Origin of the sequence: Pantoea sp. SOD02, from assembly GCF_024707505.1 — a bacterium.
Classification (GTDB): domain Bacteria; phylum Pseudomonadota; class Gammaproteobacteria; order Enterobacterales; family Enterobacteriaceae; genus Pantoea; species Pantoea symbiotica.
On the sequence record NZ_CP102604.1, the window covers coordinates 2,214,328 to 2,239,431 of the forward strand.

The 25,104-nt window shown below is 53.2% G+C and carries 24 protein-coding genes, 1 pseudogene and 1 other annotated feature; of the genes and pseudogenes, 14 read left to right on the plus strand and 11 right to left on the minus strand.

Annotated features, from left to right (window positions below; genetic code table 11):
* Positions 1-761 precede the first annotated feature (761 nt).
* Positions 762-1,418, plus strand: a complete 657-nt coding sequence (locus NR302_RS10305) for a serine protease (protein ID WP_175501684.1) — start codon at positions 762-764, stop codon at positions 1,416-1,418.
* On the opposite strand, the gene NR302_RS10310 is transcribed toward NR302_RS10305, so the two are convergent.
* Together NR302_RS10310 and NR302_RS10315 are read right to left on the minus strand one after the other, a co-directional pair.
* Positions 1,419-2,039, minus strand: coding sequence for an L-threonylcarbamoyladenylate synthase (locus NR302_RS10310; protein WP_008106539.1), 621 nt, complete (start codon positions 2,037-2,039; stop codon positions 1,419-1,421).
* A gap of 12 nt (positions 2,040-2,051) precedes the next feature.
* A complete protein-coding gene (locus NR302_RS10315) occupies positions 2,052-2,936 on the minus strand; it encodes a PHP domain-containing protein (protein WP_258143409.1) in 885 nt (294 codons plus the stop codon).
* A gap of 154 nt (positions 2,937-3,090) precedes the next feature.
* Positions 3,091-3,199 (plus strand) — a sequence feature (Trp leader region).
* A 23-nt stretch (positions 3,200-3,222) separates the two neighbouring features.
* On the opposite strand from NR302_RS10315, the gene NR302_RS10320 reads away from it, so the two are divergent.
* From NR302_RS10320 to NR302_RS10345, 6 genes and pseudogenes are all read left to right on the plus strand, one after another.
* Positions 3,223-4,785, plus strand: coding sequence for an anthranilate synthase component 1 (locus tag NR302_RS10320; RefSeq protein ID WP_008106546.1), 1,563 nt, complete (start codon positions 3,223-3,225; stop codon positions 4,783-4,785).
* Positions 4,785-6,378, plus strand: a pseudogene (gene trpD / locus NR302_RS10325) (bifunctional anthranilate synthase glutamate amidotransferase component TrpG/anthranilate phosphoribosyltransferase TrpD). The gene NR302_RS10320 and the pseudogene trpD overlap by 1 nt, the downstream one beginning before the upstream one ends.
* A 7-nt stretch (positions 6,379-6,385) precedes the next feature.
* Complete coding sequence (gene trpCF / locus NR302_RS10330; protein ID WP_258145185.1) at positions 6,386-7,747, plus strand: bifunctional indole-3-glycerol-phosphate synthase TrpC/phosphoribosylanthranilate isomerase TrpF; 1,362 nt, start codon at positions 6,386-6,388, stop codon at positions 7,745-7,747.
* Between the two features lie 46 nt (positions 7,748-7,793).
* Positions 7,794-8,987, plus strand: a complete 1,194-nt coding sequence (trpB, locus tag NR302_RS10335) for a tryptophan synthase subunit beta (RefSeq protein WP_007892408.1) — start codon at positions 7,794-7,796, stop codon at positions 8,985-8,987.
* Positions 8,987-9,790 (plus strand): tryptophan synthase subunit alpha, encoded by an 804-nt coding sequence (gene trpA, locus NR302_RS10340; protein ID WP_258143410.1) that lies wholly within the window; start codon positions 8,987-8,989, stop codon positions 9,788-9,790. Before trpB ends, trpA begins: the two co-directional genes overlap by 1 nt.
* A gap of 249 nt (positions 9,791-10,039) precedes the next feature.
* Complete coding sequence (locus tag NR302_RS10345) at positions 10,040-10,354, plus strand: BON domain-containing protein (RefSeq protein ID WP_008106555.1); 315 nt, start codon at positions 10,040-10,042, stop codon at positions 10,352-10,354.
* Positions 10,355-10,400: 46 nt separating this feature from the next.
* On the opposite strand, the gene ompW is transcribed toward NR302_RS10345, so the two are convergent.
* On the minus strand, positions 10,401-11,033 hold the full coding sequence (gene ompW / locus NR302_RS10350) for an outer membrane protein OmpW (RefSeq protein WP_008106557.1): 633 nt from the start codon (positions 11,031-11,033) through the stop codon (positions 10,401-10,403).
* Positions 11,034-11,278: 245 nt separating this feature from the next.
* Between ompW and NR302_RS10355 the strand changes: the two genes are divergently transcribed.
* Genes NR302_RS10355 through yciA form a run of 4 tightly spaced genes read left to right on the plus strand, consistent with a single transcriptional unit; the run spans position 11,279 to position 13,530 of the window.
* A complete protein-coding gene (locus NR302_RS10355) occupies positions 11,279-11,695 on the plus strand; it encodes a YkgJ family cysteine cluster protein (RefSeq protein WP_008106559.1) in 417 nt (138 codons plus the stop codon).
* Positions 11,696-11,722: 27 nt separating this feature from the next.
* Positions 11,723-12,457 (plus strand): YciC family protein, encoded by a 735-nt coding sequence (locus tag NR302_RS10360; protein WP_008106561.1) that lies wholly within the window; start codon positions 11,723-11,725, stop codon positions 12,455-12,457.
* 59 nt (positions 12,458-12,516) lie between these two features.
* Entirely contained in the window at positions 12,517-13,056 is a 540-nt protein-coding gene (locus tag NR302_RS10365; protein WP_008106564.1) for a septation protein A, read from the plus strand.
* Positions 13,057-13,110: 54 nt separating this feature from the next.
* Positions 13,111-13,530: an acyl-CoA thioester hydrolase YciA gene (gene yciA / locus NR302_RS10370; protein WP_007892397.1), complete on the plus strand. Its 420-nt coding sequence runs from the start codon at positions 13,111-13,113 to the stop codon at positions 13,528-13,530.
* 54 nt (positions 13,531-13,584) lie between these two features.
* On the opposite strand, the gene tonB is transcribed toward yciA, so the two are convergent.
* Positions 13,585-14,313 (minus strand): TonB system transport protein TonB, encoded by a 729-nt coding sequence (gene tonB, locus NR302_RS10375; protein WP_258143411.1) that lies wholly within the window; start codon positions 14,311-14,313, stop codon positions 13,585-13,587.
* 204 nt (positions 14,314-14,517) lie between these two features.
* Between tonB and NR302_RS10380 the strand changes: the two genes are divergently transcribed.
* Positions 14,518-14,814 carry a YciI family protein gene (locus tag NR302_RS10380; RefSeq protein WP_008106569.1) on the plus strand — a complete coding sequence of 99 codons (297 nt, stop codon included), beginning with the start codon at positions 14,518-14,520 and terminating at the stop codon, positions 14,812-14,814.
* 190 nt (positions 14,815-15,004) lie between these two features.
* On the opposite strand, the gene NR302_RS10385 is transcribed toward NR302_RS10380, so the two are convergent.
* A complete protein-coding gene (locus NR302_RS10385; protein ID WP_258143412.1) occupies positions 15,005-15,178 on the minus strand; it encodes a YciY family protein in 174 nt (57 codons plus the stop codon).
* Between the two features lie 162 nt (positions 15,179-15,340).
* Between NR302_RS10385 and cls the strand changes: the two genes are divergently transcribed.
* The gene (cls, locus tag NR302_RS10390; protein ID WP_154156317.1) at positions 15,341-16,801 is read left to right on the plus strand and encodes a cardiolipin synthase; all 1,461 of its coding nucleotides are present in this window, start codon (positions 15,341-15,343) and stop codon (positions 16,799-16,801) included.
* A 37-nt stretch (positions 16,802-16,838) separates the two neighbouring features.
* Positions 16,839-17,168: an HI1450 family dsDNA-mimic protein gene (locus NR302_RS10395; RefSeq protein WP_196761379.1), complete on the plus strand. Its 330-nt coding sequence runs from the start codon at positions 16,839-16,841 to the stop codon at positions 17,166-17,168.
* A 43-nt stretch (positions 17,169-17,211) separates the two neighbouring features.
* Here the strand turns inward: NR302_RS10395 and oppF are convergent, their stop codons facing one another.
* From oppF to NR302_RS10425, 6 genes are all read right to left on the minus strand, one after another.
* Positions 17,212-18,216 carry a murein tripeptide/oligopeptide ABC transporter ATP binding protein OppF gene (gene oppF, locus NR302_RS10400; RefSeq protein WP_258143413.1) on the minus strand — a complete coding sequence of 335 codons (1,005 nt, stop codon included), beginning with the start codon at positions 18,214-18,216 and terminating at the stop codon, positions 17,212-17,214.
* Positions 18,213-19,232: an ABC transporter ATP-binding protein gene (locus NR302_RS10405; protein ID WP_061718771.1), complete on the minus strand. Its 1,020-nt coding sequence runs from the start codon at positions 19,230-19,232 to the stop codon at positions 18,213-18,215. The genes oppF and NR302_RS10405 overlap by 4 nt, the downstream gene beginning before the upstream one ends.
* Before the next feature lie 11 nt (positions 19,233-19,243).
* Positions 19,244-20,152: an oligopeptide ABC transporter permease OppC gene (gene oppC / locus NR302_RS10410; protein WP_008106577.1), complete on the minus strand. Its 909-nt coding sequence runs from the start codon at positions 20,150-20,152 to the stop codon at positions 19,244-19,246.
* 15 nt (positions 20,153-20,167) lie between these two features.
* Positions 20,168-21,088, minus strand: coding sequence for an oligopeptide ABC transporter permease OppB (gene oppB / locus NR302_RS10415; RefSeq protein ID WP_007892378.1), 921 nt, complete (start codon positions 21,086-21,088; stop codon positions 20,168-20,170).
* Between the two features lie 80 nt (positions 21,089-21,168).
* Positions 21,169-22,809, minus strand: coding sequence for an oligopeptide ABC transporter substrate-binding protein OppA (gene oppA / locus NR302_RS10420; RefSeq protein ID WP_008106580.1), 1,641 nt, complete (start codon positions 22,807-22,809; stop codon positions 21,169-21,171).
* Between the two features lie 159 nt (positions 22,810-22,968).
* Complete coding sequence (locus NR302_RS10425; RefSeq protein ID WP_258143414.1) at positions 22,969-24,603, minus strand: ABC transporter substrate-binding protein; 1,635 nt, start codon at positions 24,601-24,603, stop codon at positions 22,969-22,971.
* Positions 24,604-25,104 lie beyond the last annotated feature (501 nt).

Genomic DNA, 25,104 nt, shown 5'->3' on the forward strand with positions numbered 1-25,104 from the left:
TTACCAATTCCCATATCAGAATCTGTTACCGCTCTGCATCGCTGTTGCAATCTCAGACGGCCCGCGATTTTACACTAACGCAAGTTTTGTTAACACCTTTTCCTTTGCTGCCGATAACAGAGGGTCCGTTAAAAACGGCTTAATTAGCACCACGGCAATAAACATTCAGCTGACTGATACATCGATCTCCTTTTCGTCATCAGCATTCACACCAAGTCACTGAAATATTGTCATTTGCCCCTCACCTCTCTCACCTGAATCAGCCCCCAACTTAAGCCCCCTGATACATTAGCGCTTCGCAAGACTGCGAGGGCAGTGTTGCGCGCCACGCTTAAGGATAATCACAAACTTTAAATCTAGTTAAAAATCACAAAACAGCATAAAACACTATTTAATGGCGTTAAATAAGCCCTTTCCCGGCAATAAATATAAATTGATAGTTTATTGGCACTACAGGTTGGATTAAGTCTGTATTTTTGTATTTTTTGATTAATATTAAATTTGATGAATTGTTCTGAAGAAAAAACTGTGTAAAATTTAAGCCTGAAATCCAGTGAGTCGTCATAATAACATAGCTTTTATTTACTATTTATATTCGTTCAACTAACAAACCATTAACGAACACTGTGTAATTTCACTGATATTATAAACCGGCGCGCGCGGGATTTGACGCGTTTATTCATTTACGGAATGAATTTAATTTGCATGTCGAAAGTCTTCACCAGGGATTTTACGGGCATGCTTTAATGAAGATCACTGCCATGAAAACCTCTCTGCTTTGGCCTGCGCTTGCTGCGCTGGCACTGAGCGGTTGTTCCGTGGGCCACACTGAGTACAGTCGTACTGCGATGCAACACGTTGATATGAGCGTGACTGGCATCCCGACTGTACTGGGTTTAGGCATCCTCGGCACAACCATTCCTTTGACGCCAGAATACAGCCTGACGGCGGCGCACGTGGCAAAAACCGCCGTGCAGCGCGTGAAGGCTTATCATCCCTATTGCGACGTCGCGATTATTTATCATAAGAATAGCCCAGAAACGCTGGCTAAATTCCGCAGCGGTGCGATTGGTGAACCGATTAAAATGTACGGTTACAGCTTTATTTCCGCTATGCCGGTGGAATCGAGCGGCGTTAATTTAGCGCGTACCGCAATTACCAATAAATGGAATAAAAAGCCCTGCATGGCGATGGCATCAAATGCTGGTGTTGTGCAAGGAATGTCAGGTGGCGCGGTATATAATGCTGACCAAACTATTGGCGGCGTGATTGTCGGTTACAGCCACGAAATATCTAACGTGCGCAGCAAGAAAGTCATTTTAAAAGATGTCTCGCTGTATATTCCGTACGGGGATTTCAAAAATTGGCTGGAATCCAATATTGGTCAGACGCAGAACGCCACGCCTGACCATGCATAATTACTCGAACGGGCGCGTGTCACCGACGCCTTCGCGTACCACTACTGGCGCATCGCTGGTGAGATCGATCACCGTGGTCGGCTGCTGTCCCAGCGTGCCGCCATCGATGATCAGATCCACCAGCTTGCCAATGCTGTACTGAATTTCTTCCGGATCGGATTCGGTAAAATCGTTGCCCGGCAACATCAGCGAAGTCGACATCATTGGTTCGTTGAGGCGCTCCAATATTGCCAGCGCTACCGGATTGGACGGCACGCGCAGACCGATGGTTTTACGTTTGTCATTCATCAAACGACGCGGCACTTCTTTCGTCGCCTTCAAAATGAAGGTGTAATTGCCCGGCGTATTATTTTTCAGGATGCGAAACGCGGAGTTATCCACCTGCGCGTAAGTCGATAGCTCCGACAAATCGCGACACATCAGCGTGAAGTTATGATTGCCATCCAATTGGCGAATGCGACAAATGCGCTCCATGGCATTTTTCTCTTCCAGACGACAACCCAGCGCATAGCCAGAATCGGTTGGATAAACAATCACGCTGCCTTTGTTCAGATAATCAACGGCCTGATTCACCAGGCGCGGCTGCGGATTGTCGGGATGAATGTGAAAATATTGACTCATAAAAACCTCATATCACCTGTCTGCAACAGCAATGCTGGGCGCCAACTCGGGGAAGCGTTCCCAAACCGGCTCCACGCCGCCCGGTAACCATAACTTGCGTCCCAGTTCTATCCACGGACAAGGTTGGTGAAAATCTGATCCCTGCGACCCGGCTAACTGATGGTCACGCGCATAGGTTGCCAGCTGCGTGCGCTCGTTTGGCGCTTGCTGACACTGCGCGACTTCCATGGCATCGCCGCCCACGTCGGCAAAATGCGCAATCAGCCGCTTTAACCATTTAGCCGACAAACCATAACGACCGGGATGCGCCAAAACGGCATAGCCGCCAGAATGATGAATAGCATCAATGGCTTGTTTAATTGTACACCATTGCGGAGGCACGTAGCCGGTTTTCCCGCGCGCCAGATAATTCTTGAACACCTGCGCCATATTATCGGCTTTGCCAATCTCCACCAGATAACGCGCAAAATGGCCACGTGTAATCAGCCCACCTTGCGCCAGACGTTGGGCTCCGGCCAGCGCATCAGGAATACGCGCGCGCTCAAGGCGTTCGGCAATTTGCTGTGCACGACCCACACGTGTCTGATGCTGTTGCGCGAGGAATTCAGTCAGCGCGGGATGCTGGCAATCGACATTCAGCCCCACAATGTGGATTTCGTGGTTTTCCCATAAGGTTGACGCTTCTAAACCGGCTAGCACGCGGATCGGCAGATCCTGTTGCACCACTGCCGCCTGCGCTTCTGCCACGCCCGCCACCGTGTCGTGATCGGTGATCGCCAGCACGCCGACTTTCATCTCAACCGCACGCTGCACCAGCGCGGTCGGCGTTAATAAGCCGTCAGAAGCCAGCGTATGGCTGTGTAAATCATAAAGGGGAAAACGAGCGATGTCCGACAAGATAACTCCAGCAACTGCATAAACCGGCAGGCATGATAACGATTTTGTCCCTGGCTGAAAAAGGGTATTGACATTTTTCGCCCGAACCAGTTAACTAGTACACAAGTTCACACGTAACGGGTATTTAATCATGACTATTTTCGGTACGCTTTTAAATGGTTGGTGGCGCGAAGATCCCTTTATCGGGCGACATCGTCGTGCACAACTCGCGTAACCGCAGTGCAGATTGATACCTAAGCCCGCCACCGAGCGGGCTTTTTTTTGAGCGAAATTCAGAGAATCCATTATGGCTATTGCGAAACCTACATTGAAGTTGATAACCGGTACCGCGCCCTACCGCGAAGATCCGGCCGCAGTGTTTCATCAGTTATGCGGCGCACGTCCAGCAACTCTGCTGCTTGAATCCGCTGATATCGACAGCAAACAAAACCTGAAAAGCCTGTTAATCGTCGATAGCGCACTGCGCGTCAGCGCGTTGGGCAACATCGTCACCATCAAAGCGCTGTCGGAAAATGGTCGCGCCATCTTGCCGCTGCTAGACGAAGCGCTGCCACCTGAAGTGCGCATCGATGTGCGCCCCGATGGCCGCGAGCTGCATTTCACTCAGCCGCAAGGTATGCAGGACGAAGATTCGCGCCTGAAGGCCCTTTCCGTCTTTGATGCGCTGCGCCTGATCCCGCAACTGGTGAACAGCCCGGAAGAAGAACGCGAAGCGATGCTGCTCGGTGGCTTGTTTGCCTACGACCTGGTGGCGGGTTTCGAAGATCTGCCGGAGCTGCGTAACGAACAGCGTTGCCCTGATTACTGCTTCTATTTGGCCGAAACTTTACTGGTGATCGACCACCAGCAACGCACTGCGCGTCTGCAGGCCAGCTTGTTCAGCCCATCGACCAGCGAGTTCCAGCGTCTGCAAGGCCGCATTGAACAACTGCGCGGCCAAATGACGCAAGCTGCGCCAGCATTGCCGGTCCAGCGCGTCGAGCAAATGACGCTGAGCACCAGTCAAAGCGACGAAGAGTATTGCAACGTGGTGCGTGAGATGCAGGAAGCGATTCGCATCGGCGAAATCTTCCAGGTTGTCCCTTCGCGTCGCTTCTCGCTGCCGTGTCCTTCTCCACTGGCCGCTTACGACACGCTGAAAAACAGCAACCCAAGCCCTTATATGTTCTTTATGCAGGATCAGGACTTCGCATTGTTTGGCGCCTCGCCAGAAAGCTCACTGAAATATGACGCGACCTCGCGCCAGATTGAGATCTACCCGATTGCCGGAACCCGTCCACGCGGCCGCCATGCTGATGGCTCGCTGGATCGCGATCTCGACAGCCGCATCGAACTGGAAATGCGCACCGACCATAAAGAGATGGCCGAGCACTTGATGCTGGTGGATTTGGCGCGTAACGATTTGGCGCGCATCTGCGTGCCGGGCAGCCGCTACGTGGCTGACCTGACCAAAGTGGACCGCTACTCGTTCGTGATGCATCTGGTGTCACGCGTGGTCGGCACGCTGCGCGCAGATCTCGACGTGCTGCACGCGTACCGCGCCTGCATGAACATGGGCACGTTGAGTGGCGCACCGAAAGTGCGTGCGATGCAGCTGATTGCCGGGAAAGAAGGTACGCGTCGCGGCAGTTACGGCGGTGCAGTCGGCTATTTCACCGCTAACGGCGATCTGGATACCTGCATCGTTATCCGCTCTGCGTGGGTCGAAGACGGCGTCGCCACCGTGCAAGCCGGCGCTGGTGTGGTGCTGGATTCACAGCCACAGGCAGAAGCGGACGAGAGCCGCAACAAAGCGCGCGCGGTACTGCGTGCCATCGCAACAGCCCATCACTGCAAGGAGATTTTCTGATGGCCGATATCCTGCTGCTCGATAACATCGACTCCTTTACTTACAACCTCGTTGATCAGCTGCGTACTTTCGGCCACAACGTGGTGATTTACCGCAACAACGTGCCCGCTGAAGTGCTGATTGAACGCCTGCAGCAGATGGAAAATCCGATTCTGATGCTGTCGCCGGGTCCGGGCGCGCCGAAAGATGCCGGTTGCATGCCAGATTTACTGCAAGCGCTGCGCGGCCGCCTGCCGATTATCGGGATCTGTCTCGGTCATCAGGCGATTGTTGAAACTTACGGCGGACATGTCGGCCAGGCCGGCGAGATCCTGCACGGCAAAGCGTCTTCTATTACCCACGATGGCGAAGGCATGTTCGCGGGCCTGAGCAATCCACTGCCGGTGGCACGTTATCACTCGCTGGTCGGCAGCAATACGCCAGCCGAATTGACCGTTAACGCCAGCTACAACGGCATGGTGATGGCCGTGCGCCACGATGCCGACCGTGTGTGTGGCTTCCAGTTCCACCCCGAATCCATTCTCACCACTCAGGGCGCGCGCTTGTTAGAACAGACGTTGGCCTGGGCGCTGGCGAAGTAATAGGGAGATTATGATGCAAACTATTCTGGAAAAACTTTATCAGTCCGAGACGCTGAGCCAGGGCGAAAGCCACCAGCTATTTAGCGCCATTATCACCGGTCAGCTGGAGCCGACGCAGTTAGCCGCCGCGCTGATCGCCATGAAAGTCCGAGGCGAACGTCCGGAAGAGATCGCTGGTGCCGCTTCCGCGTTGCTGGCCGATGCGAAACCGTTCCCGCGTCCGGATTACACCTTTGCCGATATCGTGGGTACCGGCGGTGACGGCAGCAACAGCATCAATATTTCTACCGCCAGCGCCTTTGTCGCGGCAACTTGTGGCCTGAAAGTGGCGAAGCACGGCAATCGCAGCGTCTCCAGCAAATCGGGATCGTCCGATCTGCTGGCAGCATTTGGCATCAATCTGGATATGCCTGCTGAGCAGGCACGCCAGGCGCTGGACGATCTCAACGTCTGCTTCCTGTTTGCCCCGCAGTACCACAGCGGTTTTCGTCACGCGATGCCAGTACGTCAGCAGTTGAAAACCCGTACGATCTTTAACGTGCTGGGGCCACTGATCAATCCCGCGCGTCCACCGCTGGCGGTGATTGGCGTGTATAGCCCGGAGCTGGTGCTGCCGATCGCTCAAACGCTGAAAGTGCTCGGCTATCAACGTGCCGCCGTGGTACACGGCGGCGGCATGGATGAAGTGGCGCTGCATAGTCCAACGCAGGTCGCTGAGCTGCGTGATGGCGAAATCACCGGCTATCAGCTGACGCCAGAAGACTTCGGTTTTGGCTTCCATGATAAAGACGCGTTGGCAGGCGGCACGCCGGAAGAAAACCGTGACATTCTGACCCGTTTACTCCAGGGTAAAGGCCAGCCCGCCCATGAGCAGGCGGTTGCGGTGAACGTCGCAATGTTACTGAAAGTGTTCGGAAATGAAGATTTGCGCGACAACGCACAACGCGCCATCGCTGCCATTCGCAGCGGACAGGCCTACGAGCGCGTTGTCGCTCTGGCAGCGAGAGGATGAGATGAGTATTAAGGGCACTGTTTTAGAGAAAATCGTACAAGATAAAGCCGTCTGGGTTGAAGCGCGCAAAGCACAGCAGCCGCTGGCCACTTTCCAGAACGATTTGCAGCCTGCGGAACGTCATTTTTACGATGCACTGCGTGGCTCACGCACCGTATTCATCCTGGAATGCAAAAAAGCCTCGCCTTCCAAAGGGCTGATTCGCGAGGATTTCGATCCCGCGACTATTGCTGGCGTTTACCGTCACCACGCTTCAGCGGTATCGGTGTTAACCGATGAAAAATACTTCCAGGGCGATTTTGCGTTCCTGCCGATTGTCAGCGCCGCCATCACGCAACCGGTATTGTGCAAAGACTTCATCATCGAACCGTACCAGATCTATCTGGCGCGCCATTATCAAGCTGATGCCATCCTGCTGATGTTGTCGGTGCTGGATGATGATCAATATCGTCAGCTCGCCGCTGTGGCGCACAGCCTGAAAATGGGCGTGCTGACCGAAGTGAGTAATGAAGAAGAGATGGAACGTGCCATCGCGCTGGAAGCCAAAGTCGTCGGCATTAATAACCGCGACCTGCGCGACCTGTCGATCGACCTGAACCGCACACGTCAGTTAGCGCCGCGTCTCGGACATGGCGTAACCGTCATCAGCGAATCCGGCATCCACAATTACGCGCAGGTGCGTGAATTGAGCCACTTCGCTAACGGCTTCCTGATTGGCTCCGCGCTGATGGAAGAAGCGGATCTCACCGCTGGCGTTCGTCGCGTGTTGCTTGGCGATAACAAAGTCTGTGGCCTGACCCGCGCTGAAGATGCGCGTGCAGCGCAGGAAGCTGGCGCCATTTACGGTGGCTTGATCTTCGCTGAAGGCTCGCCGCGTAAAATCAGCATTGAGCAGGCGCAGTTGGTTCAGGCTGCTGCCCCGCTGAAGTATGTTGGCGTGTTCCGCAACAATGCTTTAAGTGACATTGTCACGCTTGCGGAGACGTTAAAACTGGCCGCAGTACAATTGCACGGCGATGAAGATCAGGCGTTTGTAGCACAACTGCGTCAGGCGCTGCCAGCAGACACTAAAATCTGGAAAGCGCTGAGCATCAAAGATCACTTACCTGCGCGCGACTGGCCGCACGTCGATCGCTACGTGTTCGATAACGGCCAGGGCGGCACCGGCCAGCGTTTCGATTGGTCACTGCTGCAAGGCCAGGATCTCAGCAACGTATTGCTGGCCGGTGGCTTAAGCGCTGACAACTGCGTTGAAGCCGCGCAGTTGGGCTGTGCCGGCCTCGATTTCAACTCCGGCGTAGAATCTGCGCCAGGCATTAAAGATGCCAGCAAAGTCGCGGCGGTATTCCGCACGCTGCGCGCCTATTAATTTCGCTTGCCCGCCATCGCGCGGGCCGAATAAGGAAGATGAGAAAATGACCACGTTATTGAATCCCTATTTTGGCGAGTTTGGCGGCCAATATGTGCCGCAAATCCTGATGCCAGCTTTGCGCCAGCTGGAAAATGCGTTTGTTGAAGCGCAGCGCGATCCCGAGTTTCAGGCCGAGTTTACTGACCTGCTGAAAAACTACGCTGGACGCCCAACGGCTTTGACGCTGTGTAGCAACCTGACCAAAGGCACCAAAACCCGCCTCTATCTGAAGCGTGAAGATTTGCTGCACGGTGGCGCGCACAAAACCAACCAGGTGCTGGGTCAGGCGCTGTTGGCTAAGCGTATGGGTAAAAACGAGATCATCGCGGAAACCGGCGCCGGTCAGCACGGCGTGGCGTCAGCGTTAGCCTGTGCCCTGCTGGGTATGAAGTGCCGCATCTATATGGGCGCGAAAGATGTTGAACGTCAGTCACCAAACGTATTCCGTATGCGTTTGATGGGCGCGGAAGTGATTCCAGTGCATAGCGGCTCAGCCACGCTGAAAGATGCCTGTAACGAGGCGCTGCGCGACTGGTCTGGCAGCTACGAGACCGCGCACTACATGCTCGGCACCGCCGCAGGTCCGCACCCGTTCCCAACTATCGTACGTGAATTCCAGCGCATGATTGGTGAAGAGACCAAAGCTCAGATTCTGGAGCGCGAAGGTCGTCTGCCCGATGCGGTGTTAGCCTGCGTGGGCGGTGGTTCGAACGCTATCGGCATGTTCGCTGACTTCATCGAAGAAGAAAGCGTTGGCCTGATCGGTGTTGAGCCGGCGGGTCACGGAATCGAAACCGGTGAACACGGTGCGCCGCTTAAGCACGGTCGCGTTGGGATCTACTTCGGCATGAAAGCGCCGATGATGCAGACCGAAGAGGGTCAGATTGAAGAATCCTACTCCATCTCGGCGGGTCTGGACTTCCCATCGGTGGGACCTCAACATGCGCATCTGAACAGTATCGGCCGCGCAGAATATGTGTCGATCACCGATGATGAAGCGCTCAGCGCCTTCAAAGAGCTGTGCCGTGCTGAAGGGATTATTCCTGCACTCGAATCCTCACACGCGCTGGCACATGCGCTGAAAATGATCCGCGAGAATCCGGAAAAAGAGCAGCTGCTGGTAGTTAACCTTTCCGGACGCGGCGATAAAGACATCTTCACCGTTCACGATATTTTGAAAGCCAAGGGAGAGATCTGATGGAACGTTATAATCAGCTGTTTCAACGTCTGTCGGCGCAGAAGGAAGGCGCGTTTGTCCCCTTCGTTACCCTCGGCGATCCTTCACCTGAACTGTCGCTGAAAATTATCGATACTTTGGTGGAAGGCGGTGCGGACGCGTTAGAACTCGGTATTCCGTTCTCTGATCCGCTGGCCGATGGCCCAACTATTCAGGGCGCGACGCTGCGTGCCTTTGCTTCCGGCACCACCGTGGCGCAGTGTTTTGAAATTCTGGCGACCGTGCGTCAGAAATATCCCGACCTACCGATTGGCTTGCTGATGTACGCTAATCTGGTGTTCAGCAAAGGTATCGATAACTTTTATGCGCAGTGTGAAGCGGTGGGCGTCGATTCCGTGCTGGTGGCTGATGTGCCGCTGGAAGAGTCTGCGCCGTTCCGTCAGGCTGCCATGCGCCACAATGTGGCACCGATCTTTATCTGTCCGCCAAATGCCGACGATGAACTGCTGCGCGAGATTGCTGCGCACGGTCGCGGATATACCTATCTGCTGTCACGCGCAGGCGTCACCGGTTCAGAAAATCGTGCCAGCCTGCCGCTGCATCACCTGATCGAAAAACTGCATGAGTTTAACGCTGCGCCACCGCTGCAGGGCTTTGGTATCTCTGAGCCTGGCCAGGTGAAAGAAGCGATCGCTGCGGGTGCGGCGGGCGCCATTTCCGGTTCGGCGATTGTGAAAATCATTGAGCGTAACCAGAATGATCCGGCAACGCTGCTCAGCGAGCTGAAAGCTTTTGTGAGTAGCCTGAAAGCGGCCACTCGCTAAAATCCTTCAGGGCCTTATTCCCGCGCGGATAAGGCCTTTTTATTGTCATAAACCTCCCCCCTGCTCATTTTCTCGGCCACTCTCAGCTTTTCATACCCGGCTAAAACTGGGATTGGATCAATAAGTGGCAAAAGTTCCCTATTTCTCACTTTTTCGCACGTGCCGATTTGCCGATTTCGCATCGCCAGACCACAATTAACTGCGCCGCCCCATTGCGGCGAAACATCATCTAAGACAGGGAGATAACCAATGAATTTTTTTAAAGTCGTTGCAGGATTTATGATGGCTGCGGTAATGGCGCTGGCTCTTAGCGCGTGTGCCCCCACAGCAACCAAAGAAGGCACTGGCGGTTACATCGACGATACCGTGGTAACCACCAAAGTTAAGGCTCAGCTGTTGAATGACGAGTCGCTGAAATCGACCGAAATCAATGTTGAAACCTTTAAGGGTAAAGTTCAGCTGAGCGGTTTTGTCAGCTCACCGCAGATGGCTAATCGCGCTGTTGCCGTAACGCGTAGCGTGGCAGGCGTGAAGTCTGTGGTTAACAATATGCAGATCAAATAACACAACGGGCGACCTTCTGGTCGCCCGCTTCATTTCTGCTTGCCGATTAGAAACGATATCCCGCACCAAAGAAGAACACCCACGGATCGATACGCGTGTTGATGTTTTGCTGCTCACCACCGGCTTTGAATTTCACTTCGGTATCAATATCCATGTACCAGAGCGATGCGTTCAGCATCCAGTCGCGGTTGATTTGATAATCCAGACCAACTTGTCCGGCCATGCCCCACGAGTCTTTCACGCTCAGGTCGCTTAAGCCGGCATCCTGTCCAGTTTGGTTGAATTTGGCATCATAGAAGGTGGTGTAGTTAATACCGACGCCAACATACGGGCGGACTTTGCTTTTGCTATCAAAGAAATAGTACTGCGCCATTAAGGTTGGCGGCAGCTGGCGCACGGTGGCCAGATTTCCGGTGGCGCCCAGTCCAACCTTATGACGAAACGGTGTGGCGGCCAGTAGCTCAACGCCGATGTTATCCGTCGCCATATAGGTAAAGGTTAAACCCAGTTGCGTATCGTTGCTGACGTTAAAGCCGCCCATACCCAGCACATTGTCAGAGCCTTCGGTCGGACGGACGGTGGCGCTACCTGCGCGCATAAAGAAATCACCGGCTTCATGAGCCAGAGCCAGTTGCGGAATTGCCAGCGCCATCAGCAGTGCGCATTTTGCCAGTTTCATAATCACTCCTTTGCCAAAAAAGATGGGTCTCGATGTTGAATGCGGCACAACATTTACCCCTTTTTTGGTAAAAGATCATCTGCATCAATCTAAATTAATCACTTAAAAAACAATGGATTGATTCAGATCAATTTTGGCCTTACACCGCGTAATAAAAGTCCGCTTGCGAAAATTTTCCGCCGTGATTATTTTACCTTTCCCCTGTGTGATTTTGGTTCGATGCCTTAGAGGTGGCGGGCGATCAGATGAGCGATTTACTAAACCCTTGTGTAACCTGTGGCGCATGCTGCGCGCATTTCCGTGTTTCTTTTTACTGGGCCGAAGCCGATGATGGCGCCGGTGCCGTTCCCGTTGAATTAACCGAGCCGTTAGGCCTGTTTATGCGCAATATGCGCGGCACCAACCAACACCAACCGCGCTGTGTTGCGCTAGAGGGAGAGGTCGGCGGCTGCGTCTCCTGCGGCATTTATCAGCAGCGTCCGTCACCTTGTCGGGAGTTTTCAATGTCCGGCGAGAACGGTGAACTGAACGAAGCCTGCGATCGCGCCCGTGCTCGCTATGGTCTTCCTGCGCTTTTTCACCCTTCTTTACCTGTTATGACAGAAAGTTATCCCAATGCGGGTGCCAGCACGCCAGTAGAACATGTACAATCGCCGGGTTAATTAATCCGGTTCTTTCAAGGAGTTTACATGTCTATCACGGCAAGCTCGTTATACCGTGACACAGGAAATTTTTTGCGCCATCAGTTGGTTACTATTTTATTGCTGGCGCTGCTGACCTCGTTCATTACTGTGATCGTCGGCCACGCGTTAACGCCAGGTGAAGACCAGCTCTCATTGTTGAGCCAGTCAGATGACAGCGCATCCTCGCTGTTTGAGCTGGTACAAAATATGTCTCCGGATCAGCAGCGTATTTTGCTGCGCGCTTCCGCTGCAGGCACGTTTGCTGCATTGATTGGTAATACGCTGCTGCTGGGTGGCATGCTATTCCTGATCCCAATGGTGTCGGGCGGACAACGCGTGAGCGCTCTGCGTGCTATTGGTGCGTCTGCGCCAATCCTGCCAAAGCTGCTGCTGCAAACCTTCCTGATCACCTTGCTGGTACAGCTGGGCTTTATGGTGCTGATGGTGCCGGGCGTGATTCTGGCCATCCTGTTTTCACTGGCGCCAGTGATTCTCGCCAATGAGAAGCTCGGCGTGATCGGCGCGATGCGCGCCAGCATGCGTCTCGCATGGAAGAATATTAAGGTTATCGCACCGGCCATTGTGCTGTGGCTGCTGGCCAAAATTGTGCTGATGTTCTTCTTTTCATCGCTGACCGTGCTGCCCGCCAACATCGCCTCCGTGGTGTTGAACGCGCTGGGTAATCTGGTCTCCGCTGTACTGATCATCTATCTGTACCGGCTGTATATGCTGTTACGTTAATCGTTATGGCGCTCACCCGGGCGCCATAATTGAACGCTCCTGCCCTAATTGGAAACGCTATGAAGCAGTTACTCGATTTTCTTCCCCTGGTGGTTTTCTTCATCTTCTACAAGCTGTACGACATCTTTGTCGCCTCCGGTGCACTGATTGTTGCCACCGGTCTGGCGCTGGTCGTCAGTTGGGTGCTTTACCGCAAGCTGGAAAAGATGACCATTTTTACTTTTGTGCTGGTTGCGGTATTCGGCACGCTGACGCTGGTGTTCCACAACGATGAATTTATCAAATGGAAAGTCACGGTAATTTATTCGCTGTTTGCCGTCGCGCTGCTCTACAGCCAGTGGTTTATGAAGCAACCGCTGATCCAAACCATGCTAGGTAAAGAGTTGCAATTGCCGTCAGGCGTGTGGCGCAATCTCAACATCGCTTGGGCAATTTTCTTCCTCGCCTGCGGCTTAGCGAATATTTATGTTGCGTTTTGGTTATCGCAGGAATTTTGGGTTAACTTTAAAGTGTTCGGTCTGACCGGCCTGACCCTACTCTTTACCCTGTTAAGCGGCGTGTATATCTGGCGACAGATGCCGCAACAAGAACAAAAATAATGCCACTCCGCCCGACAACGTCGGGCTTCTCTTCACCTGCAGAAGAACTGAGCAATGGACGAAAAACATAAGTCGCCGCAAGGCGAGATGGTGTTGCGTACCCTGGCAATGCCAGCGGACACCAATGCCAACGGTGATATCTTTGGTGGTTGGTTGATGTCGCAGATGGATATGGGCGGCGCAATCAAGGCAAAAGAGATTGCTGAAGGACGTGTTGTTACCGTGCGCGTGGATGGAATGACGTTCCTTAAACCCGTAGCGGTTGGCGATGTGGTGAGCTGCTACGCACGCTGCATCCGCACCGGCAACAGCTCCATGACCATTAACGTCGAAGTGTGGATCAAGAAAGTGTCGTCCGAACCCATTGGACAGACTTACTGCGCAACTGAAGCGGTGTTTGTCTACGTCGCCGTCGACAATACCGGGCAATCTCGCCCACTACCGCCCGGTAGAAGTAATTTAAGCGATCTATAACACTAAAAAAGCGGTCATCTGACCGCTTTCTTTTTGCTTCTCAAATATCATTGCTTATTCGATATTGGCGCCGCCGTTGATGCGGAACACGATATTCATGGTCAGATTCTTACCCGGACGACCCGGCTGATAACGCCATTTCTTCATCGCCTGTTTCACTTCGCGCTCAAACATGTTGCGCGGTTCAGCCGACAAGATCTCAACGTTATCGACACGTCCCTCACTATCAACATCAAACTGCACGCGTACACGTCCCTCAACGCGCAGCGCGAACGCACGCGCCGGATAGGCTGGTTTGCTGACGTTCATCGCTTTCGGGCCATCAGAGATGCTTGGCGTTGCGGTTGGATTGGCTTTCGGCGCGGTGGTTGGACGCGTCTGCGTGGTTGGCGCGTCCTGCTTCACCGGATTTTCCTGCGGCTTCACTTCCTGACGCGGTTTCGGCTCAACCTTTTTTTCCACCTTTGGCTTCGGTTTAGGTTTTGGCTTCGGCTTAGGTTCCGGTTTAGGAATTGGCACCGGCTCAACCTTCGGCGGCTCTGGCGCTACTTCAGGTTCCGGCTCAGGCTCGGGAGGTGGTGGCGTAACCTGGGCAGGTGCAGGTTCGGGTTGTACTTCAGGCGCCACCAGCGAAACGCTGATAGGCTGCGACGCTTTTGGAACTTCAATGACCTGATGAAACGATGCATAGAGAATGCCAGCGATCAACGAACCGTGAAGTACCACGGATAAAATTACAGCAATGGGGGTACGTGTAGGTAAAGGCGTAGTCAACGTGGTCATATCATTCATGTTCATTGAGTGAAGCGCAGATTTTAAATGCAAATAGCAATCAGTTTCAATAAGCGATGTAAATGTGGCTGCAGAAAGGCCTTTTTTAACCCTGATTGCGCTGAATGACAGCGTATTTATCTTTCGTTTGCACTCTGATTAACGATCACTTAACGTGTCACGCAATTTCGGCAAGTCTAACGGGAGTATCCCATCGTGCTTTACGTCATTTATGCGGAAGATACCGCTGATTCACTGGAAAAACGCAACTCGGTACGTCCCGCGCATCTTGCTCGTTTACAGCTGTTGCAAGATGAAGGTCGTCTGATTGCTGCGGGTCCGCTGCCAGCGGTTGACAGCAACGATCCAGGCCCGGCCGGTTTCAGCGGTTCCGTGATCATCGCCGAATTCTCTTCACTGGAAGTCGCGGAATCATGGGCCAAAGACGATCCCTACATTGCCGCAGGCGTGTATGAGAAAGTCGCGGTCAAACCGTTCAAACGCGTTTTCTAATCTATGTGGCAGTCAGTTTTACTGCTGGTGATAGCTTTCGCTCTCATCGGCAGAGCACTTTGGCTATGGCATCAGCAAGGCTGGCGCAACGCTCGGCAGCACATTGTGATGTTAATTGTGCTGGCAGCGGCAGTAGAGATGGTCAATGTTATTCGGGTACTACGCGGCGCATAGTGGCCGCGTAAGCCCATCAGACCATTTGTGAGATAAACAGAATGGAACGGCGATGCTGCTGCGCCACCTGATGACGAATGGTGTGGATGCGTTTATAACGACGCGACTGCCCTTCCAGCCAGCGAGAACGACGACGGTGTACCTGACGTAACATTCTCCAGCGCGCCACTTCATTTTTGCTACGTGTCATCACATCCTCTCAGACAGGCTAAACTCGGCAGGCATTATAAAGATCTGTTGGGAAATACCAAATCGAAAGCTTCATCGAAACGTCATTCACGATTAAAGGTTTCACTACCTGTGATCAGCACGTAAACTTTGCACAACAAAGCGCGAACAGGATGTCCACTTAATGACCACATTTTATACCCTCATCAGTTGGTTACTGCTGTTTGGTTACTGGCTGCTGATTGCGGGTGTCACGCTACGTATTCTGATGAAACGCCGCGCAGTCACCTCTGCAATGGCCTGGCTGCTGATCATCTACATTCTGCCGCTGGTGGGTATAATCGCCTATCTCTCCTTTGGTGAGTTGCATTTAGGTAAACGGCGTGCCGAACGCGCACGCACCATGTGGCCCTCTACCGCCAAATGGCTCAACGATCTCAAACAGTGTCGGCATATCTTTGCCACCGAACACAGCGACGTGGCGCGTTCCCTGTTTGATTTGTGCCGCCATCGTCAGGGCATTGCTGGCGTGAAAGGTAATCAGCTGCAGTTGCTGACCAGCTCCGACGACGTGATGCACGCGCTGATTCGTGATATCCAGCTGGCGCGTCACAACATCGAGATGGTGTTCTATATCTGGCATCCCGGCGGGCTGGCTGATGAAGTAGCGGAATCGTTGATGGCCGCGTCGCGTCGCGGTGTGCATTGCCGCTTGATGCTGGATTCAGCGGGCAGCGTGACCTTCTTCCGCAGTCCGTGGGCCAATATGATGCGCAACGCTGGCATCGATGTGGTTGAAGCATTGCAGGTAAGCCTGCTGCGTGTGTTCCTGCGCCGCATGGACTTACGTCAGCATCGCAAAGTGGTGCTGATCGATAACTACATCGCGTATACCGGCAGCATGAACCTGGTCGATCCACGCTTCTTTAAGCAGGAAGCGGGCGTGGGCCAATGGATTGATCTGATGGCGCGCATGGAAGGTCCAGTGGCAACCACCATGGGCATTGTGTATGCCTGCGACTGGGAGATTGAAACCGGTAAACGCATTCTGCCGCCCGCGCCAGATGCCAACGTGATGCCCTTCGAACAGGAGAGCGGTCATACCATTCAGGTAATCGCTTCTGGCCCTGGTTTCCCGGAAGATATGATCCATCAGGCTTTGCTCACGGCGGTTTACTCCGCGCGTGAGCAGCTGATTATGACCACGCCCTACTTTGTGCCGAGCGATGACCTGCTGCACGCCATCTGTACCGCGGCGTTACGCGGTGTGGAAGTGAGCATCATTGTGCCGCGCCACAATGATTCGTTGCTGGTAGGCTGGGCAAGCCGCGCCTTCTTTACCGAGTTGCTGGAAGCAGGCGTAAAGATTTACCAGTTTGAAGATGGCCTGTTGCATACGAAAAGTGTGCTGGTGGATGGGCAGTTGAGTTTGGTCGGCACTGTTAATCTGGATATGCGCAGCCTGTGGCTTAATTTTGAGATCACATTGGTGGTTGATGATGATGGCTTTGGCAGCGATCTCGCTACCGTGCAGGACGATTACATCGCCCGCTCACGCTTACTGGATGGCGCTCGCTGGGCTAAACGTGCCTGGTGGCAACGCATCGTTGAACGACTGTTTTACTTCTTTAGTCCTTTACTGTAAAACGAGCGAAAATATTACCGCCTCAGGGCAAGCAGGAATGACCATGGATTTAAATAATCGCCTTACTGAAGATGAAACGCTGGAACAGGCTTACGATATTTTTCTTGAGCTGGCTGGCGACAATCTCGATCCCGCTGACATTATTCTGTTCAATCTGCAGTTTGAAGAGCGCGGTGGCGCGGAACTGTTCGATCCTGCGGAAGACTGGCAGGAACATGTTGATTTTGATCTCAACCCGGACTTCTTCGCAGAAGTGGTGATTGGCCTGGGTGAAGCCGACGGCGAGCCGATCACTGATGTGTTCGCACGCGTCCTGCTGTGCCGCGAGAAAGATCACAAACTCTGCCACATCTTGTGGCGCGAGTAAGCGACAGATAAAAAAACGCCGGGCAATCGCCCGGCGTTTTCATTTACAGCGGATCAACTTTTAAACAAGACACCGCATGTCGGAAGCTGCCTTCCAGCAGCGGCCGGGTTTTAGCACACTCTGGTCCGGCAATCGGGCAACGCGTACGGAATACGCAACCTGATGGCGGATTGATCGGTGATGGCAGCTCCCCTTCCAGCAGCTGGATTTGCTTGTTTTTCTCCAGATCCGGATCGGGAATTGGTACCGCTGACATCAGCGCGCGGGTATACGGATGCTGCGGATTGTTGTACACCGCATCGTAAGTACCCAGCTCAACCGCATGCCCGAGATACATCACCAGCACGCGATCGGAGATGTGTTTAACCACCGCCAAATCGTGCGCGATAAAGATCAGTGACAGCCCCATTTCTCGCTGCAACTTTTGCAACAGATTGACGACCTGCGCCTGAATCGACACGTCGAGCGCCGATACCGGTTCATCACAGATAATCAGCTTCGGCTCCAGAATCAGCGCACGCGCAATGCCAATACGCTGACACTGGCCGCCAGAGAACTCATGCGGATAGCGGTTGATGAGGTTAGGTAGCAACCCAACCTTCATCATCATGCTTTTGACCTTATCCTTCACTTCCTGGCGTGGCATCTTCGGATAATAGGTGCGCAGCGGTTCGGCAATGATATCGCCAATGGTCATACGCGGGTTAAGCGATGCCAGCGGATCCTGGAAGATCATCTGGATATCGCTGCGCGCCTGACGCCACTGCTCCTGACTTTGCCCCAGCAAATCGCGTCCTAACCAGGCGACGCGTCCTTCCGTAGCTTTCACCAGGCCAATGATAGCGCGGGCCAGCGTCGATTTACCGCAACCCGACTCACCGACAACACCCAACGTTTCACCTTCGTACAAACGCAGGCTGACGCCATCGACCGCTTTCAGCGTGTGCGGTGGCTGCCAGAACCACTGTTTGCCATCCTTAATCTCGAAGTGCACCTTAAGGTCGGCGATCTCCAGCAGGACTTTTTTCTCTTCGACTACGGTGCTCATACTAATTCCTCCACCGGCTTGAAGCAGGCACGCAAGCGCCCTTCAGCAAAAGGCTCCAGCGGCGGTGCCTTGGCGCAAATGTCCATGGCGTAAGCGCAGCGAGGCTGGAACGGACAGCCTTGCGGCAGGCGCAGCAAGTTTGGCGGGTTGCCTGGAATGGTGGTCAGCGACTCGCCCTCTTCAGCGTCCAGACGTGGCACCGCACTCAGCAAGCCAATCGAGTACGGATGTGCTGGATGATAAAACACATCGCGGGCACGTCCATACTCCATGGTACGACCGGCGTACATCACCAGCACTTTGTCACAGATACCCGCTACCACGCCGAGATCGTGGGTAATCATCACAATCGCGGTATTAAACTCGCGCTTCAGCTCATTCAGCAGTGTCATGATCTGCGCCTGCACGGTGACGTCGAGTGCTGTGGTCGGCTCATCGGCAATCAGCAGCTTAGGTCGACACAGCAGCGCCATCGCAATCATCACACGCTGGCGCATACCGCCCGAGAACTCATGTGGGAACATCTTCATGCGTTTACGCGCTTCCGGCATTTTCACGGCGTCCAGCATGCGTACCGACTCTTCAAACGCCTGGGCGCTGTTCATGCCTTTATGCAGCTTCAGCACTTCCATTAACTGCTCGCCGACGCGCATATACGGATTCAGCGACGTCATCGGGTCCTGGAAGATCATCGCGATCTGCTCAGCACGCAGTTTGTTCAGCTTGTTTTCTGGCAGATTGAGAATCTCTGCGCCGTTAAATTTTGCTGAACCGCCAATGCGCCCATTTTTTGCCAGCAGCCCCATCAAGGCAAACGCGGTTTGCGATTTCCCCGAGCCGGATTCGCCAACAATGCCCAGCGTTTCACCTGCGTGCAGTGAAAAGTTGAGGTCGTTCACAGCGGTGACATCGCCATCGTGGGTGCTGAAGGTGACGCGCAGATCTTTTACATCCAGCAGCAGGTTATTGTTTCCCGCACGTGCAGCCATGGCTGGCTGAAATTCATGAATGGTCATCGGGAAACTCCTTAACGATCTTTCGGGTCGAGGGCATCACGCAAGCCATCGCCGATAAAGTTAAAACAGAACAGCGTGACCACGAGGAAACCGGCCGGGAACATCAGCAACCACGGCGACACTTCCATCGAGTTGGCGCCATCGCTCAGCAACGCGCCCCAACTGCTCAGCGGTTCCTGCGTGCCGAGGCCAAGGAAGCTGAGGAAGGATTCGAACAGGATCATGCTCGGCACAAGCAGCGAGGCATACACCACCACCACGCCCAACACGTTCGGCACAATGTGGCGCAATACGATTTTGAAGGTGCTGACACCGCCGACCTGCGCCGCTTCGATGAACTCTTTGCGCTTCAGGCCCAGGGTCTGCCCGCGCACGATACGCGCCATGTCCAGCCACGACACCATGCCGATCGCCACAAAGATCAGCAGGATATTGCGACCAAAGAAGGTCACCAGCAGGATGACGAAGAACATGAACGGGAAGGAGTTGAGGATCTCCAGAATACGCATCATCACCGAGTCGATTTTACCGCCCAGATAACCCGCCAGTGAGCCATACAGCGTGCCCACCAGCACCGCGATCAGCGCGGAAGCGATGCCCACCATCAGCGAGATACGGCCACCAATCGCAACGCGCACCAGCAGGTCACGGCCAGAGGAATCAGTACCGAACCAGTGACCGGAAACGGTATCCGGCGCGGCAGACATCATCGCCCAGTCGGTATCGTCATATTTAAATTGCGACAACATCGGGGCGAACACCACAAACAGCGTGATCACCAGCAGCACCAGCAGGCTGATAAACGCCGCGCGGTTATGTATAAAGCGACGACGCGCATCCTGCCAGAGGCTGCGCCCTTCGACTTCCAGTTTTTCACTGAAGGCATCCAGAGCTTCGCTGTTTTTCTTACTTAACATCATGGGCGAGCTCCACAATCAGTAACGGATTTTCGGATCGATCACGGCGTATAGCACATCAACGATCGCGTTAAACAGAATGGTCAGCACGCCAACCAGAATGGTCAGGCTCATCACCAGCGAGTAGTCACGGTTCAATGCCCCGTTGACGAACAACTGGCCGATGCCCGGCAAACCATAGATGGATTCAATCACCATGGAACCGGTGATGATGCCGACAAACGCCGGTCCCATATAGGAAAGCACCGGTAACATAGCGGGCTTCAGCGCGTGACGCAGCACGATACGGCGCAACGGCAGGCCTTTGGCGCGCGCGGTGCGGATGAAGTTTGAGTGCATCACTTCAATCATCGAACCACGGGTAATACGCGCGATGCTGGCGATATAGGCCAGCGACAGCGCCACCATCGGCAGCAACATGTAATTCCATTGGCCGCCGTTCCAGCCGCCGCCTGGCAGCCAGCGTAAGGTAATCGCAAATACCAGCACCAGTAACGGTGCTACGACAAAGCTGGGGATCACCACGCCGGTCATCGCGACCCCCATCACGGCATAATCCCACAAGCTGTTCTGCTTCAGGGCGGCGATCACGCCAGCCGTTACGCCCAGCACCACGGCGAGGAAGAATGCCGCCAGACCGAGTTTGGCTGATACCGGGAAGGCGTGGCCGACCAGATAATTGACCGAGTAATCTTTGTATTTAAACGAGGGACCAAAGTCGCCATGTGCCAACTGCACCAGATAGCTCAGGTACTGTTTGCCAATCGGATCGTTGAGATGGTACTTCGCTTCGATATTCGCCATCACTTCTGGCGACAGAACGCGTTCGCCGGTAAATGGACTGCCGGGTGCCAGTCGCATCATAAAGAATGAGATGGTGATGAGGATAAACAGCGTCGGGATGGCTTCAAGGAGCCGACGCAGGATGAATTTTAACATTGCCGTACCTACCAGGCTGTTGCTTCACAAAGTAAAAAGGCGGTGCCGCAGCACCGCCACTATCGATAGCCTGAGTGCTATTAATGTTTAATGATATACAGGTTTTTATCGACGGTTTTATCCAGCGGATCGTTGCCGGTGTAACCGCCCACGTAAGGTTTCACCAGACGCGCATTGACGTAGTAGTAAACCGGCACGATGGTGCTGTCTTTATCCAGAATCTGCTCAGCTTTCTGATAATCCGCTACGCGCGCTTTATCGTCTGTGGCTTTAACCGCATCGTGGATAACTTTATCGAAGTCAGCGCTCTTATAGTGCGAGGTGTTACTGCTGCTGTCAGACAGCATGATGTTCAGGAATGAAGTCGGTTCGTTGTAATCCGCACACCATGCCGCACGAGAGACATCAAAGTTGCCCTGATGACGCGTATCCAGGAAGGTTTTCCACTCCTGGTTCTCCAGCTTGATGTTGACGCCGATGTTTTTCTTCCAGATAGAAGAGGCAGCGATCGCCAGTTTCTTGTGCAGATCGGAGGTGTTGTACAGCAGGTTGAAGGTCAGCGGTTTATCCGCAGTGTAACCCGCTTCAGCCAGCAGCTTTTTCGCTTCTTCGTTACGCTTGTTCTGATCCCATTTGAACCAATCCGGCGGCAGCAGTTCCATGCCATCGGTGGCTGGCGGGGTGAAGCTGTAAGCCGGTTGCTGACCTTGTGCCAGAACCTTGTTCACCATGATGTCGCGATCCAGACCGAGTTTCAGCGCGGTACGGACGCGTGGATCGGTGAATGGTGCTTTCTGGTTATTGATTTCGTAGTAATAGGTGCACAGATATGGCTTCACCATCAACTCTTTGCCGTTATCACGCTGCAGTTTTTTGAACAGCTCGATTGGCATGTTGTTGTAAGTGATATCACTGCCGTTCTCAGAGAAGTAACGGTTAACGTCGCTGACTTCGGAGTTAATTGGCAGGAAGGTGACTTTGTTCAGAACGGTATGCTCGTTATCCCAATACTGCGTATTACGCACGAGAGTTACGCGTTCGTTGATCACGTGTGATTCAAGTTTGAATGCGCCGTTGCCGACCCAGTTCTGCGGTTGGGTCCACTGATCGCCGAATTTGTCGATAGCAGGTTTATAAACCGGAGACATTACTGAGTTGATCAGCAGCTTATAGAAGTACGGTACGGGCTCGCTCAGCGTCACTTCCAGCGTGTGATCGTCGATGGCTTTTACACCCAGCTCGGATGTCGGCTTTTTACCGGCGATGATGTCGTCAACATTGACGATGTGACCGTATTGCGGATAGCTGGCATAAGGCGATGCAGTTTTCGGATCGACCAGGCGCTGCCAGCTGTAAACGAAATCTTGTGCGGTGACTGGTTCACCGTTGGACCATTTAGCGTTCTTGCGCAGGTGGAAAGTCCAGACTTTGAAATCTTTGTTTTCCCAGCTTTCCGCCACGCCCGGAACTGGTTTGCCATCGCTGTCGCTGGTGATCAAACCTTCATACAGGTCACGCGCGATGTTGTCTTCGGGAACACCTTCAATCTTGTGGGGATCAAGCGACTGTACTTCATCGCCGTTACCGCGAACCAGTTCCTGTTTTGCTGCCAATTCAACGCCTGCTGGCACTGTTGCTGCCAGCGCGGCATTCCCTGCCAGCGCGCCGATTGCTGCTAATACGCCCGCTGCAATCAGGCTTTTTTTTGTGATGTTGTTCATTATTACGCTCCAGTTTTATTATCTTTACCGGGTCGATTTAACGCCCGGCGTACCCCGTTTCCAGGTGATCTTCGCGTGTCTGAACGAAGACCCTAATCACCCTTCAGGGTTTACCACGGTAAAGTGCCGCCCGACTGTAGCGCCGGATCGGCCCATTACTCAATGTTTCTTTATGTAATAGTATTTCAACGCCAGCATGTCCTGCGGATCTTTACCGGTAAAACCGCCCACCCAAGGTTTTACCAACCGCACGCTAACGCGGTAGTAGACAGGTACGATTGGCGAATCTTTATCGAGTTGCGCTTCAGCTTGCTGATAAAGAGCGGCGCGCTTTGCTTCATCTGAAGTGGTTAATGTTTGCTTCATTAACTGGTCGAACGCCGGACTTTGATAAAACGCGGTGTTAATTGATGAACCGCTCAACAGCATATTCAGGAAGGTCGAAGGCTCGTTGTAATCCGCGCACCATGTCGCGCGTACCACGTCGTACTGCGCCTGGTGACGCGTCTCCAGCAGCGTTTTCCACTCCTGATTCTGTAATGTCACCACCGCACCTAGATTTTTTTGCCACATCGAGGCCGCAGCAATCGCCTGTCGCTTGTTTTGTTCCGAGGTGTTGTACAGCAGCGTAAAACGCAGCGGGTTTTGCTGATTAAAGCCGGCCTCAGCTAATAACTGTTTGGCGCTGGCATTACGCTCGGACTGCGTTTGTTGCGCCCAGGTCGGTGGGGAAAGCGTGATACCGTGGGTAAACGGCGGCGTCAAACCGTAGGCAGGAATCTGACCTTGACCCATGATCTTCTGCGCAATGATGTCGCGATCAAGGGTTAACTTCAGCGCTGCACGTACTCGTGCGTCATCGAACGGCGCTTTTTTGTTGTTGATTTCGTAGTAGAAGGTGCACAGCAGCGGACTGATTTTGACCTCATCGCCGAGATCCTGCTGTAACTTTTTAAACAGTTCCGGCGGCACTGCACTGTTGGTCATATCGGTGCCACCGCTGCGATAGCGGTTGATATCACTGTTCTCTGAAGAGAGCGGCAAGAACACGCCCTCTTCAATCACCGTGTGTGCATTATCCCAATACTGCGGATTGCGCTTCACCACGATTTTTTCATTCACCACCCAGTCCGACAGCGTAAAAGCGCCATTGCCAACATAGTGTTGCGGCTGCGTCCACTGCTCGCCCCACTGCTCTATCGCCGGACGATAGACGGGTTTCATCGCACTGTGGGCCAGCATGGCAACAAAATAGGGAACGGGTTCAGAAAGGGTAACTTGTAGATGACGATCGTCGAGAGCTTTAACGCCGAGTTCAGCTGGCGCGGCTTTGCCAGACAAGATGGCATCAACGTTGGCGACATGGGCCGCCTGTAAATAGCTGGCGTAAGGCGAGGCCGTTTTGGGATCGGCCAGGCGCTGCCAACTGTAGACGAAATCCTGGGCGGTAACGGGCTGGCCGTTACTCCAGCGCGCATCGTCACGCAGCGTGAAAGTCCAGATGCGCCCTTCTTCGCTTTGCCATTGCTTAGCGACACCGGGGACGAGTTGACCGTTATTATCGGTTTCAACCAGACCTTCCAGCAAATTACGCATGACATTGGATTCCGGCACGCCTTCCGCTTTCTGCGGATCGAGCGTTGCCACTTCGCTGCCATTATTAATCACGATCCGCTGTAATTCGGATAATTCAGTGCCTGCGGGAATTTGTGCTGCCTGGCTTGAGGCCATTGCGCCTGTGAGACATAAGGCAAGCACTGAACGTACGGCCGTTTTCGCTACCATGCATTTCATCAACAAATATCAACCTTAATCATAAGCCTGATAGCCTGTAAGCAAGAAGCGTACACATTTGTCGCTATCAGATAAAAAATTTGTGATGTGCCGAAAATTATCAGAACCGATGCCCGCACGCCAAAGCTAAACTGCAAAAATGTTAGCAGATTCTCTTTTATCACGTTCAGTCAAGTAGGAAAAGTGTTAATTATTGGGATGAAATATCAGTTAACCTACTGATTTAAATCAATATAATATCGTTATCGCATAAAGTTTATTCATTATTGTTATTAAGTTATAGTTTTTACGAATACAACTGAAAAATCATCATTTCACAACATAATGATTTCATCACTCAGCCAATGACTTTCCCGTAATGCTAACAAGAAAGAATTATACAGAGTATTTATCTGTGATAATTATCACAGTTTAATGTGAACTGCTGGATACTTTTATCAAGATTAGTAGTAAAAGTGATGCGGAGGTTAATGTGTTAAGAAGGATGAATGAAATTACCAA

Coding starts and splice junctions, on each gene's coding strand:
- NR302_RS10305 (WP_175501684.1), top strand. CDS start 762: ATGAAAACCTCTCTGCTTTGGCCTGCGCTTGCTGCGCTGGCACTGAGC.
- NR302_RS10310 (WP_008106539.1), bottom strand. CDS start 2,039: ATGAGTCAATATTTTCACATTCATCCCGACAATCCGCAGCCGCGCCTG.
- NR302_RS10320 (WP_008106546.1), top strand. CDS start 3,223: ATGGCTATTGCGAAACCTACATTGAAGTTGATAACCGGTACCGCGCCC.
- trpB (WP_007892408.1), top strand. CDS start 7,794: ATGACCACGTTATTGAATCCCTATTTTGGCGAGTTTGGCGGCCAATAT.
- trpA (WP_258143410.1), top strand. CDS start 8,987: ATGGAACGTTATAATCAGCTGTTTCAACGTCTGTCGGCGCAGAAGGAA.
- NR302_RS10345 (WP_008106555.1), top strand. CDS start 10,040: ATGAATTTTTTTAAAGTCGTTGCAGGATTTATGATGGCTGCGGTAATG.
- ompW (WP_008106557.1), bottom strand. CDS start 11,033: ATGAAACTGGCAAAATGCGCACTGCTGATGGCGCTGGCAATTCCGCAA.
- NR302_RS10355 (WP_008106559.1), top strand. CDS start 11,279: ATGAGCGATTTACTAAACCCTTGTGTAACCTGTGGCGCATGCTGCGCG.
- NR302_RS10360 (WP_008106561.1), top strand. CDS start 11,723: ATGTCTATCACGGCAAGCTCGTTATACCGTGACACAGGAAATTTTTTG.
- NR302_RS10365 (WP_008106564.1), top strand. CDS start 12,517: ATGAAGCAGTTACTCGATTTTCTTCCCCTGGTGGTTTTCTTCATCTTC.
- yciA (WP_007892397.1), top strand. CDS start 13,111: ATGGACGAAAAACATAAGTCGCCGCAAGGCGAGATGGTGTTGCGTACC.
- tonB (WP_258143411.1), bottom strand. CDS start 14,313: ATGACCACGTTGACTACGCCTTTACCTACACGTACCCCCATTGCTGTA.
- NR302_RS10385 (WP_258143412.1), bottom strand. CDS start 15,178: ATGACACGTAGCAAAAATGAAGTGGCGCGCTGGAGAATGTTACGTCAG.
- cls (WP_154156317.1), top strand. CDS start 15,341: ATGACCACATTTTATACCCTCATCAGTTGGTTACTGCTGTTTGGTTAC.
- NR302_RS10395 (WP_196761379.1), top strand. CDS start 16,839: ATGACCATGGATTTAAATAATCGCCTTACTGAAGATGAAACGCTGGAA.
- oppF (WP_258143413.1), bottom strand. CDS start 18,216: ATGAGCACCGTAGTCGAAGAGAAAAAAGTCCTGCTGGAGATCGCCGAC.
- NR302_RS10405 (WP_061718771.1), bottom strand. CDS start 19,232: ATGACCATTCATGAATTTCAGCCAGCCATGGCTGCACGTGCGGGAAAC.
- oppC (WP_008106577.1), bottom strand. CDS start 20,152: ATGATGTTAAGTAAGAAAAACAGCGAAGCTCTGGATGCCTTCAGTGAA.
- oppB (WP_007892378.1), bottom strand. CDS start 21,088: ATGTTAAAATTCATCCTGCGTCGGCTCCTTGAAGCCATCCCGACGCTG.
- oppA (WP_008106580.1), bottom strand. CDS start 22,809: ATGAACAACATCACAAAAAAAAGCCTGATTGCAGCGGGCGTATTAGCA.
- NR302_RS10425 (WP_258143414.1), bottom strand. CDS start 24,603: ATGAAATGCATGGTAGCGAAAACGGCCGTACGTTCAGTGCTTGCCTTA.